Source organism: Streptomyces sp. NPDC006335 (assembly GCF_040612795.1).
Classification (GTDB): domain Bacteria; phylum Actinomycetota; class Actinomycetes; order Streptomycetales; family Streptomycetaceae; genus Streptomyces.
This window is the reverse complement of the sequence record NZ_JBEXQX010000007.1, coordinates 286,249-311,482: the sequence shown is the minus strand read 5'-3', so window position 1 is coordinate 311,482 and position 25,234 is coordinate 286,249. Positions and strand designations below refer to the sequence as shown.

The 25,234-nt window shown below is 70.7% G+C and carries 19 protein-coding genes; 4 read left to right on the top strand and 15 right to left on the bottom strand.

Features of this window, described 5'->3' with window-relative positions; translation table 11 throughout:
• Positions 1-205: 205 nt before the first annotated feature.
• The 8 genes from ABZ098_RS22040 to ABZ098_RS22005 all read right to left on the bottom strand — a co-directional run bounded on the left by ABZ098_RS22040 (position 206) and on the right by ABZ098_RS22005 (position 10,505).
• The gene (locus tag ABZ098_RS22040; RefSeq protein ID WP_356593588.1) at positions 206-1,174 is read right to left on the bottom strand and encodes a transglycosylase family protein; all 969 of its coding nucleotides are present in this window, start codon (positions 1,172-1,174) and stop codon (positions 206-208) included.
• A gap of 190 nt (positions 1,175-1,364) precedes the next feature.
• The gene (locus tag ABZ098_RS22035) at positions 1,365-2,762 is read right to left on the bottom strand and encodes a cytochrome P450 (RefSeq protein WP_356593587.1); all 1,398 of its coding nucleotides are present in this window, start codon (positions 2,760-2,762) and stop codon (positions 1,365-1,367) included.
• Positions 2,763-2,891: 129 nt separating this feature from the next.
• Positions 2,892-3,890 (bottom strand): nucleoside triphosphate pyrophosphohydrolase, encoded by a 999-nt coding sequence (locus ABZ098_RS22030; protein ID WP_356593586.1) that lies wholly within the window; start codon positions 3,888-3,890, stop codon positions 2,892-2,894.
• A 244-nt stretch (positions 3,891-4,134) separates the two neighbouring features.
• Positions 4,135-4,782 (bottom strand): SurA N-terminal domain-containing protein, encoded by a 648-nt coding sequence (locus ABZ098_RS22025; RefSeq protein WP_356593584.1) that lies wholly within the window; start codon positions 4,780-4,782, stop codon positions 4,135-4,137.
• Between the two features lie 155 nt (positions 4,783-4,937).
• A complete protein-coding gene (locus ABZ098_RS22020) occupies positions 4,938-5,783 on the bottom strand; it encodes a glycoside hydrolase domain-containing protein (RefSeq protein WP_356593581.1) in 846 nt (281 codons plus the stop codon).
• 138 nt (positions 5,784-5,921) lie between these two features.
• The gene (locus ABZ098_RS22015; protein WP_356593789.1) at positions 5,922-7,415 is read right to left on the bottom strand and encodes a serine/threonine-protein kinase; all 1,494 of its coding nucleotides are present in this window, start codon (positions 7,413-7,415) and stop codon (positions 5,922-5,924) included.
• Positions 7,416-7,453: 38 nt separating this feature from the next.
• Positions 7,454-8,053 carry a hypothetical protein gene (locus ABZ098_RS22010; protein WP_356593579.1) on the bottom strand — a complete coding sequence of 200 codons (600 nt, stop codon included), beginning with the start codon at positions 8,051-8,053 and terminating at the stop codon, positions 7,454-7,456.
• Positions 8,054-8,159: 106 nt separating this feature from the next.
• Complete coding sequence (locus ABZ098_RS22005; protein WP_356593577.1) at positions 8,160-10,505, bottom strand: N-6 DNA methylase; 2,346 nt, start codon at positions 10,503-10,505, stop codon at positions 8,160-8,162.
• Positions 10,506-10,717: 212 nt separating this feature from the next.
• On the opposite strand from ABZ098_RS22005, the gene ABZ098_RS22000 reads away from it, so the two are divergent.
• Positions 10,718-11,431: a hypothetical protein gene (locus tag ABZ098_RS22000; RefSeq protein ID WP_356593787.1), complete on the top strand. Its 714-nt coding sequence runs from the start codon at positions 10,718-10,720 to the stop codon at positions 11,429-11,431.
• 101 nt (positions 11,432-11,532) lie between these two features.
• Positions 11,533-12,327, top strand: coding sequence for a hypothetical protein (locus tag ABZ098_RS21995; protein ID WP_356593575.1), 795 nt, complete (start codon positions 11,533-11,535; stop codon positions 12,325-12,327).
• Positions 12,328-12,394: 67 nt separating this feature from the next.
• Here the strand turns inward: ABZ098_RS21995 and ABZ098_RS21990 are convergent, their stop codons facing one another.
• Positions 12,395-13,138 carry a GNAT family N-acetyltransferase gene (locus tag ABZ098_RS21990; protein WP_356593573.1) on the bottom strand — a complete coding sequence of 248 codons (744 nt, stop codon included), beginning with the start codon at positions 13,136-13,138 and terminating at the stop codon, positions 12,395-12,397.
• A 110-nt stretch (positions 13,139-13,248) separates the two neighbouring features.
• Positions 13,249-13,971, bottom strand: coding sequence for an HNH endonuclease family protein (locus ABZ098_RS21985; protein WP_356593785.1), 723 nt, complete (start codon positions 13,969-13,971; stop codon positions 13,249-13,251).
• A 193-nt stretch (positions 13,972-14,164) separates the two neighbouring features.
• Between ABZ098_RS21985 and ABZ098_RS21980 the strand changes: the two genes are divergently transcribed.
• The gene (locus ABZ098_RS21980) at positions 14,165-14,350 is read left to right on the top strand and encodes an antitoxin (protein WP_356593571.1); all 186 of its coding nucleotides are present in this window, start codon (positions 14,165-14,167) and stop codon (positions 14,348-14,350) included.
• A gap of 348 nt (positions 14,351-14,698) precedes the next feature.
• On the opposite strand, the gene ABZ098_RS21975 is transcribed toward ABZ098_RS21980, so the two are convergent.
• Both ABZ098_RS21975 and ABZ098_RS21970 read right to left on the bottom strand, forming a co-directional pair.
• Complete coding sequence (locus tag ABZ098_RS21975; RefSeq protein WP_356593569.1) at positions 14,699-15,322, bottom strand: nucleotidyltransferase family protein; 624 nt, start codon at positions 15,320-15,322, stop codon at positions 14,699-14,701.
• 18 nt (positions 15,323-15,340) lie between these two features.
• Positions 15,341-16,255 carry a hypothetical protein gene (locus ABZ098_RS21970; protein WP_356593567.1) on the bottom strand — a complete coding sequence of 305 codons (915 nt, stop codon included), beginning with the start codon at positions 16,253-16,255 and terminating at the stop codon, positions 15,341-15,343.
• 113 nt (positions 16,256-16,368) lie between these two features.
• Between ABZ098_RS21970 and ABZ098_RS21965 the strand changes: the two genes are divergently transcribed.
• Positions 16,369-16,965: a TetR/AcrR family transcriptional regulator gene (locus tag ABZ098_RS21965; protein ID WP_356593565.1), complete on the top strand. Its 597-nt coding sequence runs from the start codon at positions 16,369-16,371 to the stop codon at positions 16,963-16,965.
• Between the two features lie 404 nt (positions 16,966-17,369).
• On the opposite strand, the gene mfd is transcribed toward ABZ098_RS21965, so the two are convergent.
• The 3 genes from mfd to ABZ098_RS21950 all read right to left on the bottom strand — a co-directional run bounded on the left by mfd (position 17,370) and on the right by ABZ098_RS21950 (position 24,893).
• A complete protein-coding gene (gene mfd, locus ABZ098_RS21960) occupies positions 17,370-20,900 on the bottom strand; it encodes a transcription-repair coupling factor (RefSeq protein ID WP_356593563.1) in 3,531 nt (1,176 codons plus the stop codon).
• A gap of 628 nt (positions 20,901-21,528) precedes the next feature.
• On the bottom strand, positions 21,529-24,108 hold the full coding sequence (locus tag ABZ098_RS21955; protein ID WP_356593561.1) for an FtsX-like permease family protein: 2,580 nt from the start codon (positions 24,106-24,108) through the stop codon (positions 21,529-21,531).
• Entirely contained in the window at positions 24,105-24,893 is a 789-nt protein-coding gene (locus ABZ098_RS21950) for an ABC transporter ATP-binding protein (protein ID WP_311720604.1), read from the bottom strand. The genes ABZ098_RS21955 and ABZ098_RS21950 overlap by 4 nt, the downstream gene beginning before the upstream one ends.
• Positions 24,894-25,234 lie beyond the last annotated feature (341 nt).

The following is a 25,234-nucleotide window of genomic DNA, read 5'->3' as shown; positions in this document are numbered from 1 at the left end:
CGACTGTTCCCGTACGGCCGCTGGCAGGATTCGGCGTTGCGACAGACGGGGCTCGGGTTGCCGAGCGGTCACGACCGTAGACACGCGCTCGGCGGAATTTCAAAGACGATCAGGGCTTCTGAGACTCATCCCACACTTTCACCAAAGTGGACATTCGGTGCGAAGTGTGACGTGAACTCCCGCTGTTTTTCAGGTCTTTTCGACCCTATTCAGCCCCTGTGTCGAGCGTCTGACCGGCGACGATGTTGCTCGGGTCAGCTCCGATGCGGTCCTTGTTCTCGGCGTAGAGGGCACGCCATCCGCCGTCGAGGCCAAGGGAGTCGGCGATGGAGACGAGGGAGTCACCCTCCCGGACCGTGTAGGTGCGGGCGGCGTGACGGCCGGCCGAGGAGGAGGCTGCGCTCTTGGTCACATTCTCCTCGGCACTGTCGCCGCGGTGCTTGCCGGAGCCGAGGGCGCCGACGTCGACGAGGGCCGAAGAGCTGCCCTCCTGCCACGACTTGTCCGCTTCATCCTCTTCTGGACTCACTACGGGCGAGCTGTCGGAGGGCTGGGCGTCATCCTTCACGGAGCTCTCGGACTCCGAAGAGTTCTTTTTGTCCGACTTGGCGGGACTGTCGCCGCTGGAGGGAGTACCCGACGGCGAGGGCGTCGCGGACGAACCGTCCAGCGCGTCGAGCAGCCCGGAAGACTCCTCGGAGCCCGACGAGTTCGAGGAACCGGACGATCCGGACGATCCGGACGGCGAGGCAGAGGGGGTGTCGCTCCCCACGCCCGTGTCGACGTCGGCCGAGCTGGAGTCCTTGCTGAGACCGCCGAGCAGTCCACAGGTCGGCCAGGCGGCGATGCCCTGGTCCGCGAGGAGCTTCTCGGCCACGGCTATCTGCTGGTTGCGGCTGGCCAGGTCCGCCGTCTCGGCGTATTCGAGGCCGCCGTACTTCTCCCAGTTCTCCTGGGACATCTGGAGGCCGCCGTAGTAGCCGTTGCCGTCGTTGGCGCTCCAGGAGCCACCGCTCTCGCACTCCGCGACCCGGTCCCACGTGGTGCCGGTGGCGGCGCTCGCGCCGGTCGCCCCGAGCAGTGGGATCGCGATGGCGGATCCCGTCACACCGGCCGCCACGAGGAGGGCCGGAGCCTGACGGGGGCGACGGTGACGACCGTTCCCGGAGAGCATGGAGGGACCTTTCCCGAGACAGCAAGTACCGGCGCGGCGGGTGGTACGGGGCCGCGCTGGTCCGTGAACGTATAGGGATTCGATCACTTGTCACAAGTTAATGCCGCGTAGATCACGTGAAGATCACAGACTTGAGGGCGCGTCATGTTTACGCGGCACCCCGCCGGGATAGGCCGGACCCCTCGGTCGATTACCGGACGGGCGTGAACTCCACGGGCAAAGTGCGCAGTCCACGCATGATGAGCCCTCCACGCCAGCGCAAATCAGCCGAATCCACCGCGAGTTGGAGGTCCGGGAGCCGGGTGAGGAGAGTGGCGAGCGCGGTCTGGCCCTCCAGGCGGGCGAGCGGGGCACCGAGGCAGTAGTGGATGCCGTGGCCGTAACCGAGGTGCTGATTGTCACGGCGGGACAGATCGAGCACATCCGGGTCGGCGAACCGCTCCGGATCCCGGTCCGCGGCCGCGAGTACGACGAGCACCGGGTCCCCGGCCGCGATGTCCTGCCCGCCGATCCGCAGGGGTTCGGTGGCGAACCGCCAGGTGGCCAGTTCGACCGGGCCGTCGTAACGGAGAAGCTCCTCCACTCCGGTCTCCAGGAGAGCCCTCTCCCCGCCGGCCAGGGACTCCTGCAACCGGTTCCGCTGCTCGGGGTGCGTGAGCAGGGCGTAGACCCCGTTGCCGATCAGATTGACGGTGGTCTCGAAACCCGCGAAGAGCAGGATGAAGGCCATGGCCGCGGCCTCGTTCTCGGTGAGATGCTCACCGTGGTCAAAGGCGCGGATGAGCCCGGAGATGAGGTCCTCGCCGGGGGTCGGCTCGTCGGGCAGCGCCTCCCGCTTCCGGTGGATGAGGTCGGCGAGATAGCCGCGCATCTTCTTCACGGACCGGGCGACCCCGCCCCGCGGCCCGCCGCCGTGCCGGATCATCATGCCCGCCCAGTCCCGGAAGTCGTCCTGGTCCTCCCGGGGGACGCCGAGCAGGTCGCAGATCGCGTAGATGGGGAGCGGGAACGCGAAATCGTGAATGAGGTCAGCCGTGCCGGTGGCCGCGAACCCGTCGATGAGACCGTCCGTCAACTCCTGCACCCGGGGCGCGAACTCGGCGACCCTCCTCGGCGTGAACGCCTTGCTGACCAGCCGTCGGAGCCTGGTGTGGTCCGGCGGGTCGATGTTCAGCAGATGCGTCATCAGCTCCGCCTTGCGCTCCCCCGGGATACCGGTCTTCCCCTTGGCGTGCGCCGGCTCGTCGTGATGCGCCGGGTTCTTGCTGAGCCGCTGGTCGGCGAGGGCCTGCTTGGCATCGGCGTAGCGGGTGACCAGCCATGCCTCCACCCCACTGGGCAACCGCGTCCTGTGCACGGGCGCGTGCTCCCGGAGCCAGGCGTAGGCGGGGTAGGGGTTGGTGGCGAACTCCCAGGTGAAGAGGTGGGGAGGTGGGGGGGTGGGGGTTGCAGTGGGGGTGGAGGTGGGGGGAGTGAGGGGGGTGGGGGGCGCAGTGGCGGAGGTGGGGGGCGGAGTGGCGGAGGTGGGGGGCGGAGTGGCGGGGGCGGGGGGCGGAGTGGCGGGGGTGGGTGAGGGGTGGTCGGTCACTCCTTGACGTTATCGGGCGGGGTGGGGGGTGTTCTCGGGGCCGTTTCCGTCACGTGCCGAGGGCCCTCCCTCCTCCCACCGCCAGGCCCCTCCCCCACCCAACCGGCGCTACCGCAACCCCTCACCCCCTCACCCCTCCACCTCCCGAATCGCATCCCGATACACCCGTGCGGCAGCTCTCAGTGCCGCCTCCGGGTCGACGCCCTCCGCCTCGGCGCGGGTGGCCAGGGCGAGGAGTTCGTAGCCGATGCCCTCGGTGTCCGGGAGGGGGACGTCCAGGCCCGCCGTCCGCACGCGGGACGCCAGCTTGGCCGCGAGGGCGAGGCCGGGCTGGCCCAGGGGGATGCCTTCGGTCACCGAGGTGCGCTGTTTCTCTATCGCCTTGGTGCGCAGCCAGTGGGCCTTGACCTCTTCGGGGGTGTCGGCTGTTTCGTCCCCGAAGACGTGGGGGTGGCGGTGGATGAGCTTGGCGACGATGCCGCCGGCGACGTCGTCGACGGAGAAGGGGGCCTCCGGGTCCTCCTCGGCGATCCTGGCGTGGAATATGACCTGGAGCAGGACGTCCCCGAGTTCCTCGCGCAGTTCGTCGCGGTCGCCCTCCTCGATGGCCTCGACGAGTTCGTACGCTTCCTCGATGCCGTACTTGGCGAGGCCCTTGTGGGTCTGCTGGGAGGACCAGGGGCACTCTCTGCGGATGCGGTCCATGACTTGGACGAGGTCGAGGAGGCGGGCGCCGGGCAGGTCGTAGGAGGCGGGGAGCAGTTCCAGCTCGGGCATCCGCAGGCGTCCGGATCCGGCGAGGCGGGCCAGGCCGTCCGTGAGGGCCGGCTCGCCCTCGCCCGTGGCCACGACAACCACCGTGTGTCCGCCCGCGCACGCCGCGACCAGTTCCTCCGCGGTCGGGGACGTCTCGTCGACCGCGATCCCGGCCTCCCGGAGATAGGGGAGCTGGGGGTGGGCGCCGTCCGCGCACAGGACACGGTCGGCGGCTTGCAGCGCCTGCCAGGCGGGCCAGGACAGCAGGCCGGGGGCGACGCGGTGGCTGGTGGTGAGCAGGACGATGCGGCCGGGGGCGGACGCCGTGTCGGGGTCCTGGTCGGGGGCGGGCTCGAAGCCGGTTGCGTTCACAGTTCGAAGCTAACGCACGGTGCCGACGGGGCGATCAGGTTGTCCACAGGCGGGGGACGGCGGAGTGATCGTACGATCATCCGCCCGCGAAAAGGACCGTTCTGCGAGCCGCCCTGCGGACCGTCCCCATCCCACGGACCGTCCCCATCCCGCGACCCCTGCGAGCCCGGCGACCCCCGCGACCTCTGCGAGCCCCCGACCCCTGCCGGCCCTCCCGCCCTCCCGGAGGTCCCGTCCCGTTTCGCTAAGCGCTCTGCTCGCTCCCCGTCGCCGTGACCTCACGTACCCACGGGGTCTTCGCGTCGACGCGGGTGCTCTTCGTGACGTCCCAGGTGCCGTAGCGCGGGTTGAGGTCGACGTCGAGTTGCTTGGACGCCTTGCTCAGGGCGTTCCAGAAGGCGGGGTCGCTGGTGTCGGTGCCGAGCTTTCCGGCGAGTTTCTGGGCCTCCAGCTGGAGGCGGAGGTTCTCGTCGAGGCGTTCGGGGGCGATGCCGTACTGCTGGAGCCAGGCGGTCTTGAGGCCCTTGGCGCCGCCCGCCTGCTCCTCCAGGCCGGACCGCAGCTCCTGGACCTCCTTGCGGGTCACGGTCACGCCCGCGTCGGCGGCCGCCCGGTGCAGTACCCGGTCGAGGACCATGCCGTGCAGGACGTCACGGGTGAGGGTGCCGGTCTTGGCGATGGCCTGCTTGTACTGCGTCTCGTCCGTGACGGAGGCCCGCTGCGCGTCACGCACCTCGGTAACCCGGTTCTCCAGTTGGGAGACGGTGATCCGCTGCCCGCCGACGACGGCCGCCGCGCCGGGGTGCGCGTCGCTTCCGCAGGCGGTGAGCAGGGGTGCCGCGGCGGCGAGGGCGGCGGAGAGGACGAGCGCGGTGCGACGACGGCGGTGCAAGGAGGCCTCCCGAGGAGATTGTGCGACGGTGCACAAGGTCTTGCGGTGATCGATGGTAGGCAGGGGACCGGCTCTGGCCAACCCATTCGACCAACGATTCACCGGGACTTCCGGCACCGCCGCGCTGTCACCGCACGCACACGCGCGTGCCGGGGTCAGCCGGTGATGGCCACCGGGGCGTCCCAGGCGTCGCGGTCCACGGTGATCGTGTAGCCGTTCCGCGTCTCCTTGCTGTTGACCATGTACTGGTGGGCCCGGCTGTGATCGGTGTACTGGGTCTTGCCGAACGGCCAGTCCGTCGTCGTGGTGTTCTGCTTGTCCCACAGGGCGTACCAGAGGTTGCCCGGCAGGTCGGTCTTGTCGGTCGCGTTGGCGATCGCCTTGGCGCTGGAGCTGGTGAAGCCGTAGAGGCCGGCGCGGTAGGTCTTCGCGCGCAGGGTCTTGTCGAAGGCGCGCACGTAGGTGAGCACGGCGTCGTTGCACGCCTTGTTCGTGATGTCGTACGCCTCCATGTCCAGGTAGATGGGGCTGCCGGCCTTCATGCCGAGGGCGGAGGCCTTGGCGACCGCGTCCGCGCCGTCGGTCGCGCCCAGGGAGGCCGCCGTGGAGGCGGTGAGTTTCTCGGGGTTGGAGCCGCTCTGGCAGGGCGGCTGGGCGCCGACGTAGAGGGGGATGAGCTTCCAGCCGACCGTGCTGACGGACTTGACCCAGGAGGCGGTGAGGTTGGGCTGGGAGCAGCCGCGGTTCTTGCCGCCGACGTAGACGGCGGCGGCTCCGTAGAAGCCGGTGTGCCAGGCCTTCATGGCGGCGAGGGAGGGGGCGGCGCAGGTGTCGAAGGCGCGGCCGGTGTACGTCCTTTGCGCGGGCCATGTGGTGGCGGCCATGGAGCTCTGCGCGGCGAGGCCCGCGCCGGCGACCACGGCGGCGCCGGCGACGCCCCAGGTGATGTATCTGCGTTTCTTGGACTGTCGATGGCTGGACCTGGACGACTTGCCGGTCATGGACTACCCCACCCCTGGTTGTGCTGTGCATGGCTGAAACGAAGCGAAAGCTATCCGGCGCCGGGCCCGCCTTTCGGAAACGAAAGCCCCTGAGGGCGACAAGGTTCCCTCTGTGCGCGGCAAAATCTGGCTGTCGGGCTAACCGCGCACCTGCCCCAGCCATTGGAGGGTGCGGCGGATCTCCGCCGCGAGCGGGTGGGCCGGTCCGTGGAGTCGTTCCACGTCGTGCAGCAGCCGCGCGAGGGTGTCGTGGGCGGCGGCTCGGTCGCCGAGGGCGAGCAGGAGGTGCCCGATGCGGCGGCGGACGTCGTGGGCGAGCTGGGGGTCGCCGGCCACGTACTGGTTCTCGTAGTACGGCAGCAGGGCGCGGTATTCGGCCAGTGCCGCCGCTGGTTCGCCGAGTTGTTCCAGGCACTGGGCGGCGTCGTAGCGGAAGCGCAGGGACTGCGGGTCGGCGTGGCCGGCCTCGGTCGCGCGTTCGTCGGCGAGGCGGCGCAGTTCGGGCAGGGCGCGCCGGTACTGGCCGTCGTCCATGAGGGTGGCGGCGTACTGCTTGCGCAGGGTGCGTACGACCGGGGAGTTCGCGCCGTGCTGTTCGGCGGCCGCGGGCAGGATGCCGCCGAGGATGTCGACGGCCTGGGTGATGCGGCCCTCGCCGAGGAGTCGTTTGACCTCGTCGACCGCGCGCGCGACATCCGGTTTCCCGGTGTTCTCGGGGGCCGGTGTGACGGGGGCGGGCTGCGGCGCGGGTGTGCGGGCGCGGTCCGGCCAGGGGGCGTGCGGGCGCAGGAAGGGGCGGGTGGGGTCGAGGGGCGCTCCGGTGGGCATCCCGCGCGCGGGCAGGAGCAGCGCCAGGTCCTCGTAGACGTCCTGTGCGGAGGCCGGGCGGTGCTGCGGGTCCTTGGCGAGGAGCCGCAGGACGAGCGCTTCGAGGGCCTCGGGGACTTCGGGGCGGGTGCGGCGCACGGGCAGCGGGGGCTCGTACAGGTGCCGGTGCAGCACGCCGAGTGCCGTGGAGCCGGCGAACGGGACGTCTCCGCTGAGGAGTTCGTGCAGCAGTACGCCGAGTGCGTACAGGTCGGTGTAGGGGCCGACCGCGCCGCCCATGGCCTGCTCGGGTGCCATGTAGGCGGGCGAGCCGATCGGTGAGCCGGTGTGGGTGAGGCGGGTGGTGTCGGTGTCCATGACGGAGGCGACACCGAGGTCGAGGACGGTGACCGTGCCGTCCTGCTTCACCATGACGTTGCGCGGCTTGAGGTCGCGGTGGACGATCGGCACGGCGTGCACGGCGCTCAGTACGGCGCACAGTTGCGCGGCGACCGCGACCGCCCATTGCCAGGGGTACGGGTCGTGCTCGGCGAGGTGGTCGGAGAGGTCTGCGCCGTCGACGTACTGCATGACGAGGAACAGTTCCTCGCCCTCGCTGCCCGCGTCGTGCACGGTGACCAGCCCGGGGTGGTCGACCTGGGCGGTCACCCGGCACTCCCGCACGAACCGGCGGCGCAGTTCGTCCGCCTCCTGCCCGGCCACCTTGTCGGGGCGCAGCAGCTTCACCGCCACGCGCCGGTCGAGCCGCCGGTCGTACGCCGTCCACACCTGGCCCATGCCGCCCTGTCCGATGAGCGTGGACAGTTCGTAGCGGTCGGCGACGACACGTCCTGCCGCCACGGTCACCTGCCGCTCTCGGAGTTGCCGTCGTGCTTGCGCAGGTAGTCGCTGAGTTCGTCGAGTTCGGCGCGCACCTGGTCGATGCGGGCGGGTGCGGGGCGCTGCGGCGGCGGGGGCGGGGGCGGGACGACACCGGGGGTGGGAGCGGGCGCGGGTGCGGGGACCGGCGGAGTGGGCGGCTGGGGCTGGAGCGTGGTCGTGTACGGCGTGGTCGGCTGCGGATAGCCGTAGCCGGTGTGGACGGTCGTGCCGTGGGGCGGCGGGTAGCCGGTGAACCGCCTCTCCTGGTGCACCCGGATGTCGGTCACCAGGAAGTACACGCTGCTGAAGAGGCCGAAGAGCAGGACCAGTGCCAAGGCGACGTCGGTGCGGCGGTCGTTTTCCGGCAGGGAGCCGACCACCGCGAAGCAGGCGATGGACAGTGGCAGGCTCGCCCAGGCCAGCACCCAGTCGACCAGCCGTCCGCGCAGGAAGGCGACCCGGAACAGCGGAGCGCAGGCGAGCAGGCCGCAGGTGAGGAAACCGGTGGCGGCGAGCAGCACGCGCAAGGTGATGACGGTGCCCGAGCTGCGGGCGGGCGGCACCGCGCCGTGGCCGTACATAACGCTCCTGAACCGGGATTCGATGTGGGGTTCGAGCGTATAGGCCGATACCGACAACTGGTCACGGGTTGTACCGAACCGTTGTCGACCTGATCAGTCGACCTGATCAGTCGGGGGCGACCGTTCCGTCGGTGAGCCCGTCGTACATCCCGCGCACGAGTTGCTCTCCGAGCCGGCCCGCGTGTCTGAGCGCCCGCTCGAACTCGTCGAGCGCGCGGAAGCGTTCGCCATAGCGTCGTTGTTCGTCGAGCGGGAGCCGGGGCAACTGGAGCCTGCGCACGTCCAGGCGGGTCGCGGTGGAGGCGTAGCTGCTGGCCTGGCGGTTGTTGGCGGTGCCGCGCAGGAAGCCGGCGAGGAACCAGGGGTCGAGCGCCGCCGGATCGGGGCGCAGGAGTACGAGGTTGCGCCCCAGGGCGGCTCCCGCGGTCGCCGTGTCGATCACGCGCGCCATCGAGCCCCCGCCGAGCACCGGTACAACGACGTCGCCCGGTTCGGTCAGCACGGCTTCCTCGTCGCTCTCGGGGAGCGTTCCGGAGGGGTCGGTCCCGGAGAGGACGTCGTGGTCGGTGAGCACGGGCACACGTGCGTGGCCGCCGTTTCCGCCCGTGCGCAGCAGCAGGGCGCCCCCGCGCGCGAGTTCGCCGATGGTGGTGAGCGGCCACCGCGCGGGGTGCGCGGCGTCGGCGCGCGACGGGGTGAGGTCCGCGGTCAGGCGCAGGGTCTCCCCCAGCAGTTCGCGTACGGCCGTGAGTTGTTCGGGGCCGTCGGCCGCCGTGGGGGGCGGCAGGTGGCGGGCGGGGGCGAGGTCCACGTCGTCGTCGAGGAGTTCGATGACGGGCAGCGCTCGGGCCAGTCCAGGCCGTTCGGTGAAGCGGCCGGGTCGTCCGAATGCCTGCCAGGCGTCGAGGACGGCTTCGCGCACGGCCCGCCAGTCCGGTCCGCCACGCCCCTCGCCGGCGAACTGCCCGACGTCGACGAGGAGCACCTCCGGCTGCGCGGGCGCCCGTTCCGGGCGGCGCAGCACCCATAGGTGCAGCGGGATGTTGTACGGCGGTGCCGCCCCGACCGGCAGGGCGATCACGGCGCGCAGGGCGCCGCGGCGCAGCAGGTCGGCGCGGATACGGCGGCCGGAGCGACGGGACGCTGCCGCGGGCGGCATGAGCAGGACGGCGGCGCCGCCGTCCTTGAGGCGGGCGAGCGCGTGCTGGATCCAGGCGAGCTCGGACTCGGTGCGGGCCGGGAAGCCGTACTCCCAGCGGGGGTCGTAGGCGAGTTCGTCGTGGCCCCAGTTGCGCTCGTTGAAGGGCGGGTGGCAAAGGACGGCGTCGGCGTGCAGCCGGGGGTGGGCGTCGGCGCGGAGGGTGTCGCCGGTGGCGCCGCGCACGGTGGACCAGGTGTGCAGGGCGAGCCGGAGCGTGGTGAGCGCGGCGAGTTCGGGGGCGCTGTCCTGTGCGTAGAGCTTCTGGTCGGGCTTCTGGTCGGGGCGGGTGGCGGCGGCCCGCAGGAGGGCGCCGGTGCCGCAGGCGGGGTCGAGGACGGTGCGGGCGGGGCCGGCGAGGTCGGCCATGAGACCGGCCAGGTCGGCGGGGGTGAGCGTGTACTGGCGCGGGTTGGCGTCGAGGTGCCGGCCCAGCAGGAACTCGAAGGTCTGCCGGGCGCCCAGCTCGGCGGCCAGCTCGGCGACACCGCGGAGGAGGGGGACGGAGGGGAGGAGTTCGGCAGCGGTGGGGGTGTGAAGAGCGGGGGCGGGGGCGGCGGTGCCGTGGACTGCGGGGGCGGGGGCGGCGGGGTGGGGGTTCAGGGAGGGCGGGGGGTTCACGCGGGGTGATGCGTTCACAGCGGGCGCGGTGTTCACGGCGTTCGCGGCGTTCGCTACGTTCACAGTATTCGCGTCATTCGCGGCATTCGCGGCGGGCTGGTCGGCGTCGGAGGTGTGAACCGAACCTGGGGTGTTCACAGCCGACGGGGCGCCAGTGATCGGTGGGGCGCCGCTCGCCGACAGGGTGCTCTTCGCCGATTGGGTGTTCGTCGCGGACTCGGCGCTCGCTGCCCACTCGGCCCCGAATCGCGGTGTGAACACCTCCCGCAGTACCCCCGGCAGCATCTGCGCCAGGCGCTCGTCGGAGCCGGCGCTCACCTCCAGCCAGACCGGCGAGCGGTCGTGGATCAGCAGCAGGACACAGCCCGCGTGGGTGAGTGCGGTGACGGGGCCGTCGGGGTGGCCGGAGAGCTGCTGCCAGACGCGTTCGCGCAGCGGGACCTCGGCGAGTTTTCCCTGCTTTCGCAGCCAGGACTCGACCTCCGCGAGCGCGAAGGAAGGGCTGGTCTCGGTACCGCCCACGGGCCTCGGGAAGTCGGCGTGGCGACGGCGCCAGTTGCTGACGGCCGCGCGGCCCACCCCGGCCAGCCGTGCGATTCCGGCGGCGGTCACCTCTGTCGCGTTGTCCTGCACCAGACCGCTCCCCTCGTTGTGCCGCACCGGCCCAGCGGCTCGCGTGTGACGCCGAGCATACCGATGTGCGCAAGATCCACGCATTCACGCACGTGTACATGAGTGCCTGCGTGAACCGTGTTGACTCGGTTCACAAGCTCTGCTCTTATTGACCCAGTGAACGAGGGAGCGGCTGCCGAGTGGCGGTGGTCGCCGCGTCGGAGGGGGACGTCGTGGGCATGAAGGGCAAGGTCGTACTGGGCGCCGTCGTGGGAGTCGTCGTCATCGGAGCCGTCGCGGCGAACGCCGACAATGGCGACGCCGGCAGCACCGGCAGCACCGGCAAGGGCTCTTCGGCGTCCGTGCGGCACGAGGCCGACGGCGGAAAGGCCGACAAGGGCGGCACGGGTGGCGAGCGCGCCGACAAAGCCCGGGCCGCCGGGAAGAAGGCCGCGTTCTCGGGGGACGGCGACTTCCAGGTCGGTCCGGACCTCAAGCCCGGCACGTACCGCACCACGGGTAACGACGACGGCATGTGTTACTGGGAGCGGGCCGAGGACGCCTCGGGCGAGATGGACTCGCTACTGGCCAACGACAATGTCACCGGCACCAGTTACGTCACCGTCAAGGCCACCGACAAGCTCTTCAAGTCGAGCGACTGCAACGACTGGGAGGCCGTCGCCGAGAAGGCGAAGGGCTCCCCCGCCTCCCGGATGACCGGCGACGGCGGAATGTTCAGAGTCGGCGCCGACATCGCCCCGGGCACCTACAAGTCCACCGGCAACACCGACGACTCCTGCTACTGGGAGCGCACCAAGGACGCCGAGCACAGCATCGACTCGATCCTCGCGAACGACAACGTGAACGGCACGGCCGTCGTCAAGGTCGGCGCCTCGGACGCCTACTTCAAGACGACCGGCTGCAAGGACTGGAAGAAGACCGGCTGAGCCGGACCGTTCCCTTCGGTCTCCTCTCGCTCACTACGGGGCGCCCCACGCACAGTGCGCCCGCACTCATCACCTCACCGCATCCCCACCAAGGAATCACCATGCGTCGTACCGCACTTGCCGCTCTCTGCATCGCCGCCGCGGCCACCGCAGGACTCACCGCCTGCCAGTCGGACCAGGACAAGGCGGACAGCAGGACGAACACGTCCAGCACATCCGCCACGCCCGGCAAGTCGGCCGCGAAGAAGGAACCCTTCGCCGGGCTGACCGGGGGCCAGATAGCCGACCGGGCCACCAAGGCCACGACCGGCGCCTCCTCGCTGCGGATGAAGGGCGACATCCCCGACGACGAGAGCGGCGGCACCGTCAGCCTCGACGTCCTGCTGAACAAGAAGGGCGAATGCGCGGGCACCATCCGCATGGGCGGCAAGGGCAAGGCCGACCTGATCAAGGCCGGTGACGTCGTGTACATGAAGTTCGACGAGGCCCTCCTTCGCGAGCAGGGCGAGGGCGAGTCGAAGGCGGACACGGACGCGGTCGTGGCCATGCTGGCCGGCAAGTGGACCAAGTCGAAGGCGACGGGTGCGAACGCCAAGGAGTTCGAGGACTTCTGCGACCTGGGCACGGTGCTCGAGGGCGCCGCAGACACCAACTCGGACGCGAGCCGCGGCAAGACGGCCACCGTCGACGGGGCGCCGGCGATCACCCTGCACGAGAAGGACGGCAAGGACCGCTACACGCTGTACGTCGCCACCGAGGGCAAGCCGTACCTGTTGCGGGTGGACAGCACCGCCGGGGCGGACCAGGGGTCCATCACCTTCAGCGACTTCGACAAGCCCGTCCCGACACAGAAGCCCGCCGGCGACATCCTGGACCTGGACGCCCTCGGCGGCTGATCCACCGGGAGTGACGCGGCCCGCCCGCGCGGCGCACGTGGACGCGGCACCCACGGATGCGGCACGCTCAAAGGGCGTGCCGCATCCACACGTTGGGCTCGACGTACACCGCGTACCCGCGCTCCGGCTCGCACCGCACCGGTACCAGCGCCCCGGGCACCTCGATGTCGCCCTGAGTGTCGAAGGGCAGTCCGGTCCAACGGCGCCACTGCTCCAGCGAGCCGGAGACCGTCATGGAGGCGGGCGCCACGGCGTGCACCTCGGCACCGGCCCGGGCGTGCACACGCAGCCAGGGATCGTGCGGCAGACCGTCGGGGCGTACGCGGCGGGCGTACTCCTCGATCGGAGTGTGCGGTTCCAGGTGCTTGGCGCTGGGGCGGACAGGGGCAATGACCTCGCTGAAGCCGCGGGCGCGGGCGCTGTCACGCATCGCCGAGAGCATCAGGGCGGACAGACCGCGGCCCTGGAAGCGCGGATCGACGACGACCGAGATCGCGCTGACCGTGTCGGGCCGTACGCCGCGCCGCAGGTCGCCGAAGGCCCACCCCAGCACCTCGTCCCAGCCCCGGGCGGGCAGTTCACCGCGACCCTCGGCGCGGAGGGCGAAGGGCACGCTGTGGGCGTGCGCGACGACCTCGCCCCGCTCGTCCTCGGCGAACAGCACGTACTCGGGGAGTTCGGCGGAGATCCGTCCGTAGTAGGCGTTGCCCACGAGGTCCTCGGTCACGAACTCCGGCCAGCTGCTGGCCATGTCGAGAACGCGCTCCCGCATCTCAGGACGCTCGGCGAGACTCGATGTCTTCCACTCCATGCGATCACGGTAGGCGCGGGCCGCCCACCGGAAAAGCGCATTTCCCGATCACCTCTACGGCTTCCAGGGGACCGACGGGACCCCGACTGCTCGGCGAGAGGGAGCGGATCTCAGTCCGCGTGGAAGCGTGGCGGCGCTGCCGTCGGATTGCCGCCGGCCGGGAGCCTCTGCCCGGGGCAGCCCGAGAGGACCTTCTCCATCGCGGACTTCTCGGCGGCCGTGACCCACAGGCCGTACTTCTTCTTCACGGCGACCTGGGCGGCCACATACGTGCACCGGTACGCCTTGTTCGGCGGCAGCCACGTCGCCGTGTCGCCGTCCCCCTTGGAACGGTTGGTGCTCGCGTCGACCGCCAGGAGGTTGAGGGGGTCGTTGGCGAGAGCTATCCGCTTGCTGGGGTCCCAGTACTTGGCCCCCTTCTGCCAGGCGTCGGAGAGCGCGACCACGTGGTCGATGTCGACCTGGCTGCGCCCCCGCCGGTAGGTCACCTCCTTGCCGGAGTACGGGTCCGACTCGAGCACGCCGTAGGACACCTTGCAGTCCCCGCGGGTGAACTTCACGTTCTCCAGGTCGCGTTTGAGTATGTCGTCGCGGGTGTCGCAGTCGTTCGAGTCGGTGTCCGCCCACGCCGTGCCGAAACGGTCCCGGTCGTAACCCGTCTTGGGCGCCCGCCCCTTCACGGTGAGCGACTCGGCGGCGCTGAGGGCGGCCCCCGAACCGCCCGCGCCCCCGGTCTCCCCGGGGCCGCCGGCCCCGGTGGTCGTCTCCGCCTTGCACCCGGCCACGGCGAACACCAGCACGACGGCGGCCGCGGCCCCGCCCCTCAGACGCATCACGTGCGCCCCTCCCCTTGCTACCCGGTCCGCCCCCGCAGGGAGCGCCTTCCCTCGTACGACGTCGCGCACACCGTAGCGAGTGGGCGCACCGCGGCATTCAGGAGGTCCAGACCACACCCCCTTCGAGTGGGCATCGCGGACATATCGGCCGTATCGTCGATTGCTGAGTCACCTCCGGAAGGAGCTCTGGATGGGAATCTTCGACAGGTTCAAGAGCAACCGCCAGATGCAGGACAAGTCCAAGGACATGTCCGACATGGCGGAACGGAAGGTCAACGACAGGACGGGCAACAAGTACGAGGGCCAGGTCGACGACGCGCAGCAGAAGATCGAAGGGTCGCTCGGCATGGATCGCGACAGGCCCGAACAGTCGTAGGACCGAAGACCCCACCGAGGACACCGGGACCCGCCGGGCGCCACCCCGACGGGCCCCTCACATGCCGAACGAGCGGCCGTCCGCGCGGATCCGCCTCGCGCGGACGGCTTCACGCTCCGGCGACTGCGGACGGTTTCGCGTTTCGGCGACTGCGGACGGCTTCGCGTTCCGGCGACTGCGGACGGCTTCGCGTTCCGGCGACTGCGGACGGCTTCGCGTTCCGGCGACTGTTGACGGATCGCCAGGTACGGCGGCAGGTCGGCAACGGACACGCGATAGACCGGCGAGCCGGTGGACCGGTGCTCCGGTGGGCCGGCGGACTGGCGGACTGGCGGACCGGCGGTCAGATCACCGGCGAGGATCGCCCCCAGCCTCCCCGGACGGCCACGGCAGCACCGTGAGTTCCGGCCATTCCTCCTTCCACCGGGCGGCCTTGGCCTCGTAGACCTGCCTCGGAGCGAGCACCGGGTTGGGCCGGACCACGAGGTTGAACACGTCGGACAGGCCGTGGGGCGCGTAGACGCGCCACTCCCCGCCCCGTTCCAGCCGCACGCCCAGACAGCAAGTGGTCGCGGCGAAGCGGTCTATGGCGGACTCGGTGGAGTCATGCGGCGCGCAGGGCACCCCGAACTTGCGCTCGTACCAGAGGTGCACCCGGGCCTCGTTGCGGATCTCCACCTCGGCCGGCAGGCCGTCGAACACCTCCTGGCCTGCCTTGATCACGGCATCCTCGGCCTCCCAGGAGAGATCGGTGTCGTCGAAGTAGAAGACGTCGTAGTCCCTGATGCTGTGGGCCGGGGGTCTGCCGGTGACCACGTTCCACACCGTCTGGAACAGGCAGCCCGCCGTCACGTACCAGCCCGGCAGATCAAGCGTCGCCGTCCTGGCCATCACCTCGGTGAGGATCTCGTTGTGGCCGAGTGCGGCGCGGAACGCGACAAGTTGTTCCGCGAGAGGGAGTCGTCCGAGCATCTGTCCTGACTATCACGGTCAGACCTTGCCGATACCCAGGGTCGTCTCCGACGGGAGCAGCCCGGAGGACAGCACCGCGACCCAGAAGTCACCGAGCAGGTCCGCGAGCCGGGCCACATCGGCCGCGCCGAGCAACCGCCAGGGCGCGGCGGCGAGTTGGTCGGTGTGGTGTTCCACGCGGTGCCGCAGGTCGCGGCCGGCGTCCGTGGCCCGGCCGTGTTCGTCGACCAGACCACGGGCCGTCAGACGCTCCCGCGCGGACGCCCATTCGCCGGCACTCCAGCCTCGGCTCTCGAAGCGCTCCACGGACGCGGCGCCGATCGCGGCGAAGGAGACGAGCGACTCGACCGGGTCGAGACCTGCCACGAGCAGGGCCGCTATGTGGCCGTCGCCGCGGTGTTCCCGCAGGATCGTCGCCGCCTGCCACAACTGGAGGTGAGGAGCCTCGGGCCACCCCGACTCGGCGTTGGCCGCGGCGAGCTGACGGCCCGCCGTGTTCACCGACTCGGCCGCGCGCCGGGCGAGAGCGGCGGCCTCCGCCAGCTCCGGGCTGTCGACGCGGTCGCCGAACAGCGCGCGGTAGGCCCGGTCGATGCCCCGCAGCCTCGCCTCCAGCACCGCGCCGGGCTCGGCGGTCGCCCACGCGGAGTCGATGTGCTCGGCGACCATGCGGGGGCTGAAGCTGTAGAAGGCGGACGCCACACGCTCGGCGCCCACCGGCCCCAACGGTGCGGCACGCAGCGGGAAGTAGCTCGGCCAGCGTTCCTTCGTGTCGTATCCGAGCGCCGCCGCCTCCTCGAAGACCTCCGGCGCGTAGTAGAGCACCGCGTGCAGAGGTTCCAGTAGATGCCAGAGCTGGCGCACGCGAATCAGCTCCACAACGGCACCGACCCCGTCGGCCTCGACCTCGGTTTTGCCGTCGTACTTCGACATGACATACCCCCGTCGTCAGTGGTGTCCTTCGATCAGACCTGTAACTTGACACTGACTAGATTGCCTGGGCAGCCCGAACTTGTCAATGCCTAGATTGGGCGTACCCTCTGACCATGGCACCCGCCGAAACAGACCAGCCGACCGACCAGCCGAACCGCCCCTACCACCACGGCGATCTGCGCCACGCGATCCTCACGGCCGCCCTCGACGTCATCGCCGCCGACGGCCCCGCCGGGCTGAGCCTGCGTGACCTGGCCCGCCGCGCCGGGGTCTCGCACGCCGCCCCGGCCCACCACTTCCGCGACCGCGCCGGACTGCTCACGGCGATCGCCGCCGAAGGCTTCGCGCTGCTCGCGGCCGCCGTCAGCGACGCCGCGGATCTCAAGGACGCGGGCGGGCGCTACGTTCGCTTCGCCCGCGAGCACCCGGCCCACTTCCAGGTGATGTTCGCGCCCGAGCTGCTGCGCGCCGACGACCTCGAACTCACCACGGCCCGCGCCCTGGCCACCGAGGCCCTGCGCTCCTCGGTCTCAGCCGTGCACGCCGGCGACTTCGGCATCGACAGCCGCCTCGCGGGCGTCGCCGCCTGGTCCCTCGCCCACGGCTTCGCGACCCTGCTCCTCAGCCACAACCTGGACGGCCCGGTCGGCGACAAGGACCCCGAGGAGGTGTTCCGGACCCTGGCGACCACGCTGTTCCGCACGCACTGAACGCACGGCCGCCCTCAGCAGAGGGCGCGCCCTGAACCCTCCCGGGCCCAGTGCGACGATCCCCGACCCAACCCGGCCTTCCCCGAGCAACCCGACCGTCCCCAGCCCATCCGCCAAGACCACCGCTCGGTCGATTGACAGGGCATCACCGCAAGCACGCCCTCCGACAGAGCACCGACTCACCACGCCGCCGCGTCGGGCCACCGGAACACGCGCATGACAGGCGGGCTCGACGCCCTCGCGTCCAGTCACCGGCGGTCACACGCAACCGCCCGCCCCCGGGGCACCCCACCACCCAGCACGCGCACCCGACGCCCCACCCCGGAGCACCCCGGAGCACCCCGCCAGGACGCCGGACCCGGGGCACACCGTCACGCCGACCCGGCTCACCTCACCCCGCCCCGTCACGACCCCAGGATCGACGTCAGGAACTCCCCCACCCAACCGAGCAACTCCCGCCCGACCAACGACTTTCCGCCCACCTTCGCGGTCTTCGGGCGCGGCACCAGCACCTGGTGCGCGGCCGGCTTGATGACGGTGCCCGGGTAGAGCCGCTTGACCCGCAGCTCCTGCGACTCCCGCAACTCCACCGGCGCGAAGCGGATGTTGGTGCCCTGGAGGACGATCTCGCCGACGCCACACGCGCGTGCGAGCATCCGCAGGCCCGCAACCAGCAGCAGGTTCTCCACCGGCTCGGGCAACTTGCCGTAGCGGTCGACGAGTTCCTCGCGTACGGCCTTGATGTCCTCCTCGGTGTTCACCGAGGCGATCGCGCGGTAGGCCTGGAGGCGCAGCCGCTCGCCCGGCGCGTAGTCGTGCGGGACGTGCGCGTCGACCGGGAGCTCGATCTTGACCTCCAGCGGCGGCTCCTCCTCGACACCGCCCTCCAGGGAGGCCCGGTAGTCCGCGACGGCCTCGCCGACCATGCGGACGTACAGGTCGAAGCCGACGCCCGCGATGTGCCCGGACTGCTCGCCGCCGAGGAGGTTGCCCGCGCCGCGGATCTCCAGGTCCTTCATGGCGACGTACATGCCCGCGCCCATCTCGGTGTGCTGGGCGATCGTCGCGAGGCGTTCGTGCGCGGTCTCCGTCAGCGGCTTCTCCGGCGGGTACAGGAAGTAGGCGTAACCGCGCTCGCGGCCACGGCCCACCCGGCCGCGGAGCTGGTGGAGCTGGGAGAGGCCGAAGTTGTCGCCGCGCTCGACGATCAGGGTGTTCGCGTTGGAGATGTCGATGCCCGACTCGACGATCGTGGTCGACACGAGCACGTCGAACTTCTTCTCCCAGAAGTCGACGACGACCTGCTCCAGTGCCTGCTCCGACATCTGGCCGTGCGCGGTGGCGATGCGCGCCTCGGGGACGATCTCGCGCAGCCGCGCGGCCGCCCGGTCGATCGACTCGACGCGGTTGTGGATGTAGAAGACCTGGCCCTCGCGCAGCAGTTCACGGCGGATGGCGGCGCCGATCTGCTTCTCCTCGTACGGCCCGACGAAGGTGAGCACCGGGTGGCGCTCCTCCGGGGGTGTGGTGATGGTCGACATCTCGCGGATGCCGGTGACCGCCATCTCCAGGGTGCGCGGGATCGGGGTGGCGGACATGGTCAGTACGTCGACGTTGGCGCGGAGCTTCTTCAGCTGCTCCTTGTGCTCGACGCCGAAGCGCTGCTCCTCGTCGACGATGACCAGGCCGAGGTCCTTGAACTTGGTCTCCGAGGAGAACAGGCGGTGGGTGCCGATGACGACGTCCACCGAGCCCTCGCGCAGCCCCTCCAGGACGGCCTTCGCCTCGGTGTCGGTCTGGAAGCGGCTGAGGGCCTTCACGACCACGGGGAACTGGGAGTAGCGCTCGCTGAACGTCCCGAAGTGCTGTTGCACCAGCAGGGTCGTCGGGACGAGCACGGCCACCTGCTTGCCGTCCTGGACGGCCTTGAAGGCGGCCCTGACCGCGATCTCCGTCTTGCCGTAGCCGACGTCGCCGCAGATCAGCCGGTCCATGGGGACCGACTTCTCCATGTCCTCCTTGACCTCGGCGATGGTGGTGAGCTGGTCGGGCGTCTCCGCGTACGGGAAGGCGTCCTCCAGCTCCCGCTGCCAGGGGGTGTCCGGCCCGAAGGTGTGCCCGGGAGCCGCCATCCGCGCGCTGTACAGCCTGATCAGGTCGGCGGCGATCTCCTTGACGGCCTTCTTCGCGCGCGCCTTGGTCTTCGTCCAGTCGGCGCCGCCGAGCCGGTGCAGCGTGGGTGCCTCGCCACCGACGTACTTGGTGATCTGCTCCAGCTGGTCGGTGGGGATGTAGAGCCGGTCGCCGGGCTGGCCACGCTTGGCGGGGGCGTACTCGACGACGAGGTACTCGCGCGTGGCGCCCTGCACGGTCCGCTGGACCATCTCGATGTAGCGGCCGACGCCGTGCTGTTCGTGGACGATGTAGTCGCCCGTCTCCAGGGTGAGCGGGTCGATCGTCTTGCGCCGCCGCGCGGGCATCCGGGCGCCGTCCTTGCCGGCCGCCTTCTGCCCCGTCAGGTCGGTCTCGGTCAGCACCGCGAGTCTCAGCGCCGGGTCGACGAAGCCGTACTCGATGGAGCCGCACGCCACGTGCACGACGGACGGGCTCAGGGAGGTGAGTTCCGCGTCGAGGCGGGCCGCGATGCCCTCGCCGCCCAGCACCTCGACGGTGCGGGCCGCGGGGCCGTGCGCCTCGGTGACGAAGACCGCGCGCCAGCCGTCGGCGAGCCAGCCCTTGGTGTCGGCGAGCGCCTTGGCGGTGTCGCCGCGGTAGGTCTCGGGCGCGTGCATGCCGAGCTTGAGGGTGTCCGCCTCCAGTTCGAGATCGGCCGCGAACGGCGACACCGACCACCACATCATGTCCAGCTCGCGCGCGCGGTCACGGACGTCGGCGATGGACCACAGGGAGGCCGCGCCGACGTCGATGGGCGCCTCGCCGCCGCCCGCGGTGGCCGCCCAGGACGCCTGGAGGAACTCCTGCGAGGTGGCCACGAGGTCGGACGCGCGCGTGCGGACCCGCTCCGGATCGCACACGACGGCCATGGCGCCCTTGGGCAGGACGTCGATCAGGAGCTCCATGTCGTCGACGAGGACGGGCGCCAGGGACTCCATGCCCTCGACGGCGATCCCCTCGGCGATCCTGCCGAGCAGTTCACCGAGCTCCGGGTGCTGCTCGGCGAGGGCACGCGCGCGTGCGCGTACGTCGTCCGTCAGGAGCAGTTCGCGGCAGGGCGGAGCCCACAGGCCGTGGTCGGCGACCTCGAGGGAGCGCTGGTCGGCGACCTTGAAGTAGCGGATCTCCTCGACGTCGTCGCCCCAGAACTCGACGCGCAGGGGGTGTTCCTCGGTGGGCGGGAAGACGTCGAGGATGCCTCCTCGTACGGCGAACTCGCCGCGCTTCTCGACGAGCTCCACGCGCGCGTACGCGGCGGCGGCCAGGGCCTCCACGATCGCGTTCAGGTCGGCGGTCTGGCCGGTGCGCAGGGCCACCGGTTCCAGGTCGCCGAGGCCCTTGACCTGCGGCTGGAGCACGGATCGTACGGGTGCGACGACCACGGAGACCGGGCCGGTCTCGGGGTCGTCGGGGCGGGGGTGGGACAGGCGCCGCAGGACGGCCAGGCGGCGGCCGACGGTGTCGGAGCGGGGGCTGAGACGCTCGTGCGGGAGGGTCTCCCAGGACGGGTACTCCACGACTCCCTCCGGGGGGAGCAGGGAGCGCAGGGCCGCGGCGAGGTCCTCCGCCTCGCGGCCCGTGGCCGTCACCGCGAGCACCGGCCGGCCGGCCTCACGCGCGAGCGCGGCGATCGCGAAGGGGCGGGCCGCCGGGGGGCCGACCAGGTCGACGTGCATGCGGTTGCCGTCCTGGGCCGCCGTGATCGCTTCCGCGAGGGCGGGGTCCTTGACGACGGCGTCGAGCAGACCGTGCAGGCTCATTCGGGGCGGCTTTCGTCCGGGGGGTTTTCGGGGGTGGGCAACGCGAAGGGCCCGACACAACGAAGGGCCGGGGGGTCTCCAGCCTACGACGGCGTCGGCCCGACCGTCGGAGCCTGTGGACAACCCCGCCGCACCCCCGAGTGCCCTGTGGACAGCGACGCACCCCTGGCCGCCCCCCCCCTGTGGACGGCCACGCACGCGCGAGCCGCTTCCCGTCGCCCCCCCGGGTACGACGCCCCCAGCTCGCCCCCCTGAGGACGGCCACGAACCCCCGAGCCGCTTCCCACCGACGGCCGCCACAGCCACTTCCCATCGACGGCCGCCCCCCGACAAGGAAGCCGACCGCCAATCAGACAACCGACCCCGACGGCTAAGCCAACCGCCCAACCCGACCGCCGACCCAACGGCGAAGCCGACCGCCAACCCGACGGCCGACCTCGACAACGAAACCGACCGCCGATCCAACAGCCGGCCCAGCAGCGAAGCCGCCCGCCGACCCCGCACCGCAGCCGACCGCCAACCCGATGGCCGGCCGACCCGCCAGCGAAAAGCCCGGCACCGAGAAGCCCCCCGTGGCTTCTCGGTGCCGGGCCCGCCCCCGTCCCCGGGAGGGTTGTCCCCAGAAGGACTACTCGGTCGCGATCGCGTTCAGGACGTTCATCCGGCCCGCCCGGAACGCCGGGATGAGGGCGGCGAACAGGCCCACGAAGGCCGAGCCGATGAAGACCGCGATGATCGTCGGCCAGGGGATCTCCAGGACCTTCAGGCCCTGAAGGGCGAGGAGCTTCTGGGCGGTCGCGCCCCAGCCCATGCCCAGTCCCAGCCCGAGCAGTGCGCCGAAGAGGGCGATCACCACGGACTCCATGCGGATCATCCGACGCAGCTGGCGCCGCGAGAGGCCGATCGCCCGCATGAGGCCGATCTCCCGGGTCCGCTCGACCACCGAGAGCGCCAGGGTGTTCACGACACCCAGGATCGCGACGATGATCGCGAGGGCCAGCAGGCCGTAGATCATGTTCAGGAGCTGGCCGATCTGGTCCTTGAGGGCTTCCTTGTAGTCGGTCTGGTCGCGCACGGTGTACTGCGGGTAGTCGTGCAGCGCCGACTTGAGGGACTTGTACGCGGCGTCCGTCTGGCCTTCCTTGGCCGAGGCGAAGACGAGCTGGTCGAGGGGCATCTTGTCGGCCGGCACGTACTTGGCGAGCGTGGCGGTGGAGATGTACTTCGAGCCCGCGTCGATGAGGCCGTCGCTGCTCGTGATGGCCCGTACGGTCAGGTCGGCGGTGGCGCCGTCCTTGAAGGCGACCTTGATCTTCGACCCTAGGTGGATGCCGTGCGCCTTGGCGAACTGGTCGTGCACGGACATCGAGTCGGGCCTGTAGGCGTCGGCGAGCTTTCCGGCGACCGTCTTGGTCTGCAGGTCGGTCGCGTACGTCGGGTCGGCCGCCGTGATGTCGGTGTCCTTGAGCGTCTTGCCGTCGGGGGTCGTGTAGTCGGCCTCCGTGATCTTGTACTCGGTGACCCGCTCAAGACCCGGCGTGTCCTTGACGGCCTTCACGGCCGCCGGGGTGACGAGCTGCCCGCTGTCGGACTGGATGATGAAGTCCGTGCCGACCGTCTTGTCGAGCTGGTCCGTGGCCGAGGCGACCATGGAGGAGCCGACGACCGACAGACAGGCGACCAGGGCGAGGCCGATCATCAGGGCGGCGCCCGTGGCTCCGGTGCGGCGCGGGTTGCGCAGGGCGTTGCGCTCGGCCATGCGGCCGACGGGACCGAACATCCTGAGGACGACGGCGCCCAGGACGCGCACCACGACACCGGCGAGGAGCGGGCCGATCACGACGAAGCCGATCAGGGAGAGCACCACGCCGAGGCCGAGCCACGAGGAGCCCTCCTTGGCCTTGTCCGCCTCGGCGGCGAGGTAGAGCGCGTAGGCGCCGCCGCCGGTCAGGAGCGTGCCCACCAGGGCCCGTACGCGGCCCGCCTTGGCGTCGGCGGGGGCGCCGGCGTCCCGCAGGGCGGCCATCGGGGAGACCTTGCCCGCGCGGCGGGCCGGCAGCCAGGCGGCCAGGACGGTGACGACCACACCGAGGACGAGACCGACGACCGGGGTGGTCCAGGCGATCGTGAGGTCGCTGGTCGACAGGTTCATGCCCATGGAGCCCATGAGCTTCATCAGCCCGATCGCGAGGCCGACGCCCGCGCCGACCCCGAGCACCGACCCGAACACGCCCAGCAGGAGCGCCTCGGCCAGCACGGAGCGGTTGACCTGCTTGCGCGAGGACCCGATCGCCCGCATCAGGCCGATCTCCCGGGTGCGCTGCGCGACGAGCATGGAGAAGGTGTTGATGATCAGGAAGATGCCGACGAGGAAGGCGATCCCGGCGAAGCCGAGCATCGCGTACTTCATGACGTTCATGAAGCCCTCGACGTCCTTCTGGTTGGCGTCGGCGGTCTCCTTGGCCGTCTGCACCTTGTAGGTGCCGCCGAGCTCGGCGGCGACGTTCTTCTTCAGCTGCGCGTCGGTGACCCCGGCCGCGGCCGTGACATTGACGTTCGTGAACACGTTCGACTCGCCGACGAGCGTCTGCTGGGCGGTCTTCGTGTCCAGGTAGAAGATCGCGGCACCGGGGTTGGTGACCTCGAACTCGGCGACGCCGGAGATCTTCGCCTTGTGCGTGCCGACCGCGCTGATGACGCCGATCTCGTCACCGAGCTTGAGGTGGTGCTTGTCGACGGTGTCCTTGTCGACCATGACCTGGTCGGAGTTCTTGGGGGCCGCACCGGAGGTGATCTTCATGGTGCGGGCGTCGTTGCCGTTCCAGCTGCCGACGATGGTCGGGCCGCCGCCGGACGGCGAGAGGCTGTCCTTGTCGGCGTCCACGACGGTCACCGAGGTCGAGAAGACGGTTCCCTCCGCCGTCTTCACGCCCTGTGCCTCGCGGACCTTGCCGAGCACGGAGGCCGGCATGACCGGCGGCTTTCCGTTGCCGGAGGTCGTCTCGCCGCTGTCGGAGGCGCCCTTGGCGCTCACCGTCACGTCCGAGGAGGTGGCCGCGAAGAGCTTGTCGAAGGTGGTGTTCATCGTGTCGGTGAACACCAGCGTCCCGCAGACGAAGGCGACCGACAGCAGGACCGCGACGGCCGACAGGGCCATGCGTCCCTTGTGCGCGAAGAAGTTGCGCATGGAGGTTTTCATGACGGTCATGACGTGCGCCCCCGGGCGTCGAAGTCCTTCATGCGGTCCAGGACGGCCTCCGCGGTCGGCTTGTGCATTTCGTCGACGATCCGGCCGTCGGCGAGGTACAGCACGCGGTCCGCGTACGAGGCGGCGACCGGGTCGTGCGTGACCATCACGATGGTCTGGCCGAGCTCGTCGACGGAGCGGCGCAGGAAGCCCAGCACCTCGGCACCCGCGCGCGAGTCGAGGTTTCCGGTCGGCTCGTCACCGAAGATGATCTCGGGGCGCGCGGCCAGGGCGCGGGCCACGGCGACACGCTGCTGCTGTCCGCCGGAGAGCTGGGTGGGACGGTGCCTGAGCCGGTCGGAAAGTCCAACGGTGTCCACCACGCGTGCGAGCCACTGCTTGTCCGGCTTGCGTCCGGCGATGTCCATGGGCAGCGTGATGTTCTCGAGCGCGTTGAGCGTCGGGAGCAGGTTGAAGGCCTGGAAGATGAATCCGACCCGGTCCCGGCGCAGCTGCGTGAGCTTCTTGTCCTTCAGGCCGGTGATCTCGGTGTCGTCCAGGTAGATCTGACCGCTCGTCACGGTGTCGAGTCCGGCGAGGCAGTGCATGAGGGTGGACTTGCCGGACCCCGAGGGGCCCATGATCGCGGTGAACTGTCCGCGGGCGATGTCCACGTCCACATGGTCGAGGGCGACGACACGGGTCTCGCCGGACCCGTACGCCTTGACGACCTGCCGCGCCCGCGCGGCAACGGCCGTACGCCCTCCAGTGCCCCCGTGCCTGGTGATGGTTACAGCCGATGTCACGGTATGTCTCCTATATCGGTCAGTCAGTAAGCCGCCGGAACCGCCCGGCGTTCGGTAGGTGCTGGTGCGTGTGCTCGGTACGGCGTTCAGTCTGGTGCCGCGGGACGGTCCGGCGCGCTGGTGCTCAGCACCCTCTTCTACGGGGGAAAACCCCACCCCCGTCGATCCGGCCGCCCCTCCCCCACCGCTCCCCAGCGGCGTAAAGCCAGGTTAAGGACGTCCCCTGGCCCTCCTCGTCCTCCGGCGGTACGAACCCGCCCCCAGCCGTAGTACGGAGGTACCCCTAGGGGCAGTCCACCGACAGGTGGAGTCGATCTAGGGGGCGGCTCCACCCTCCGCCC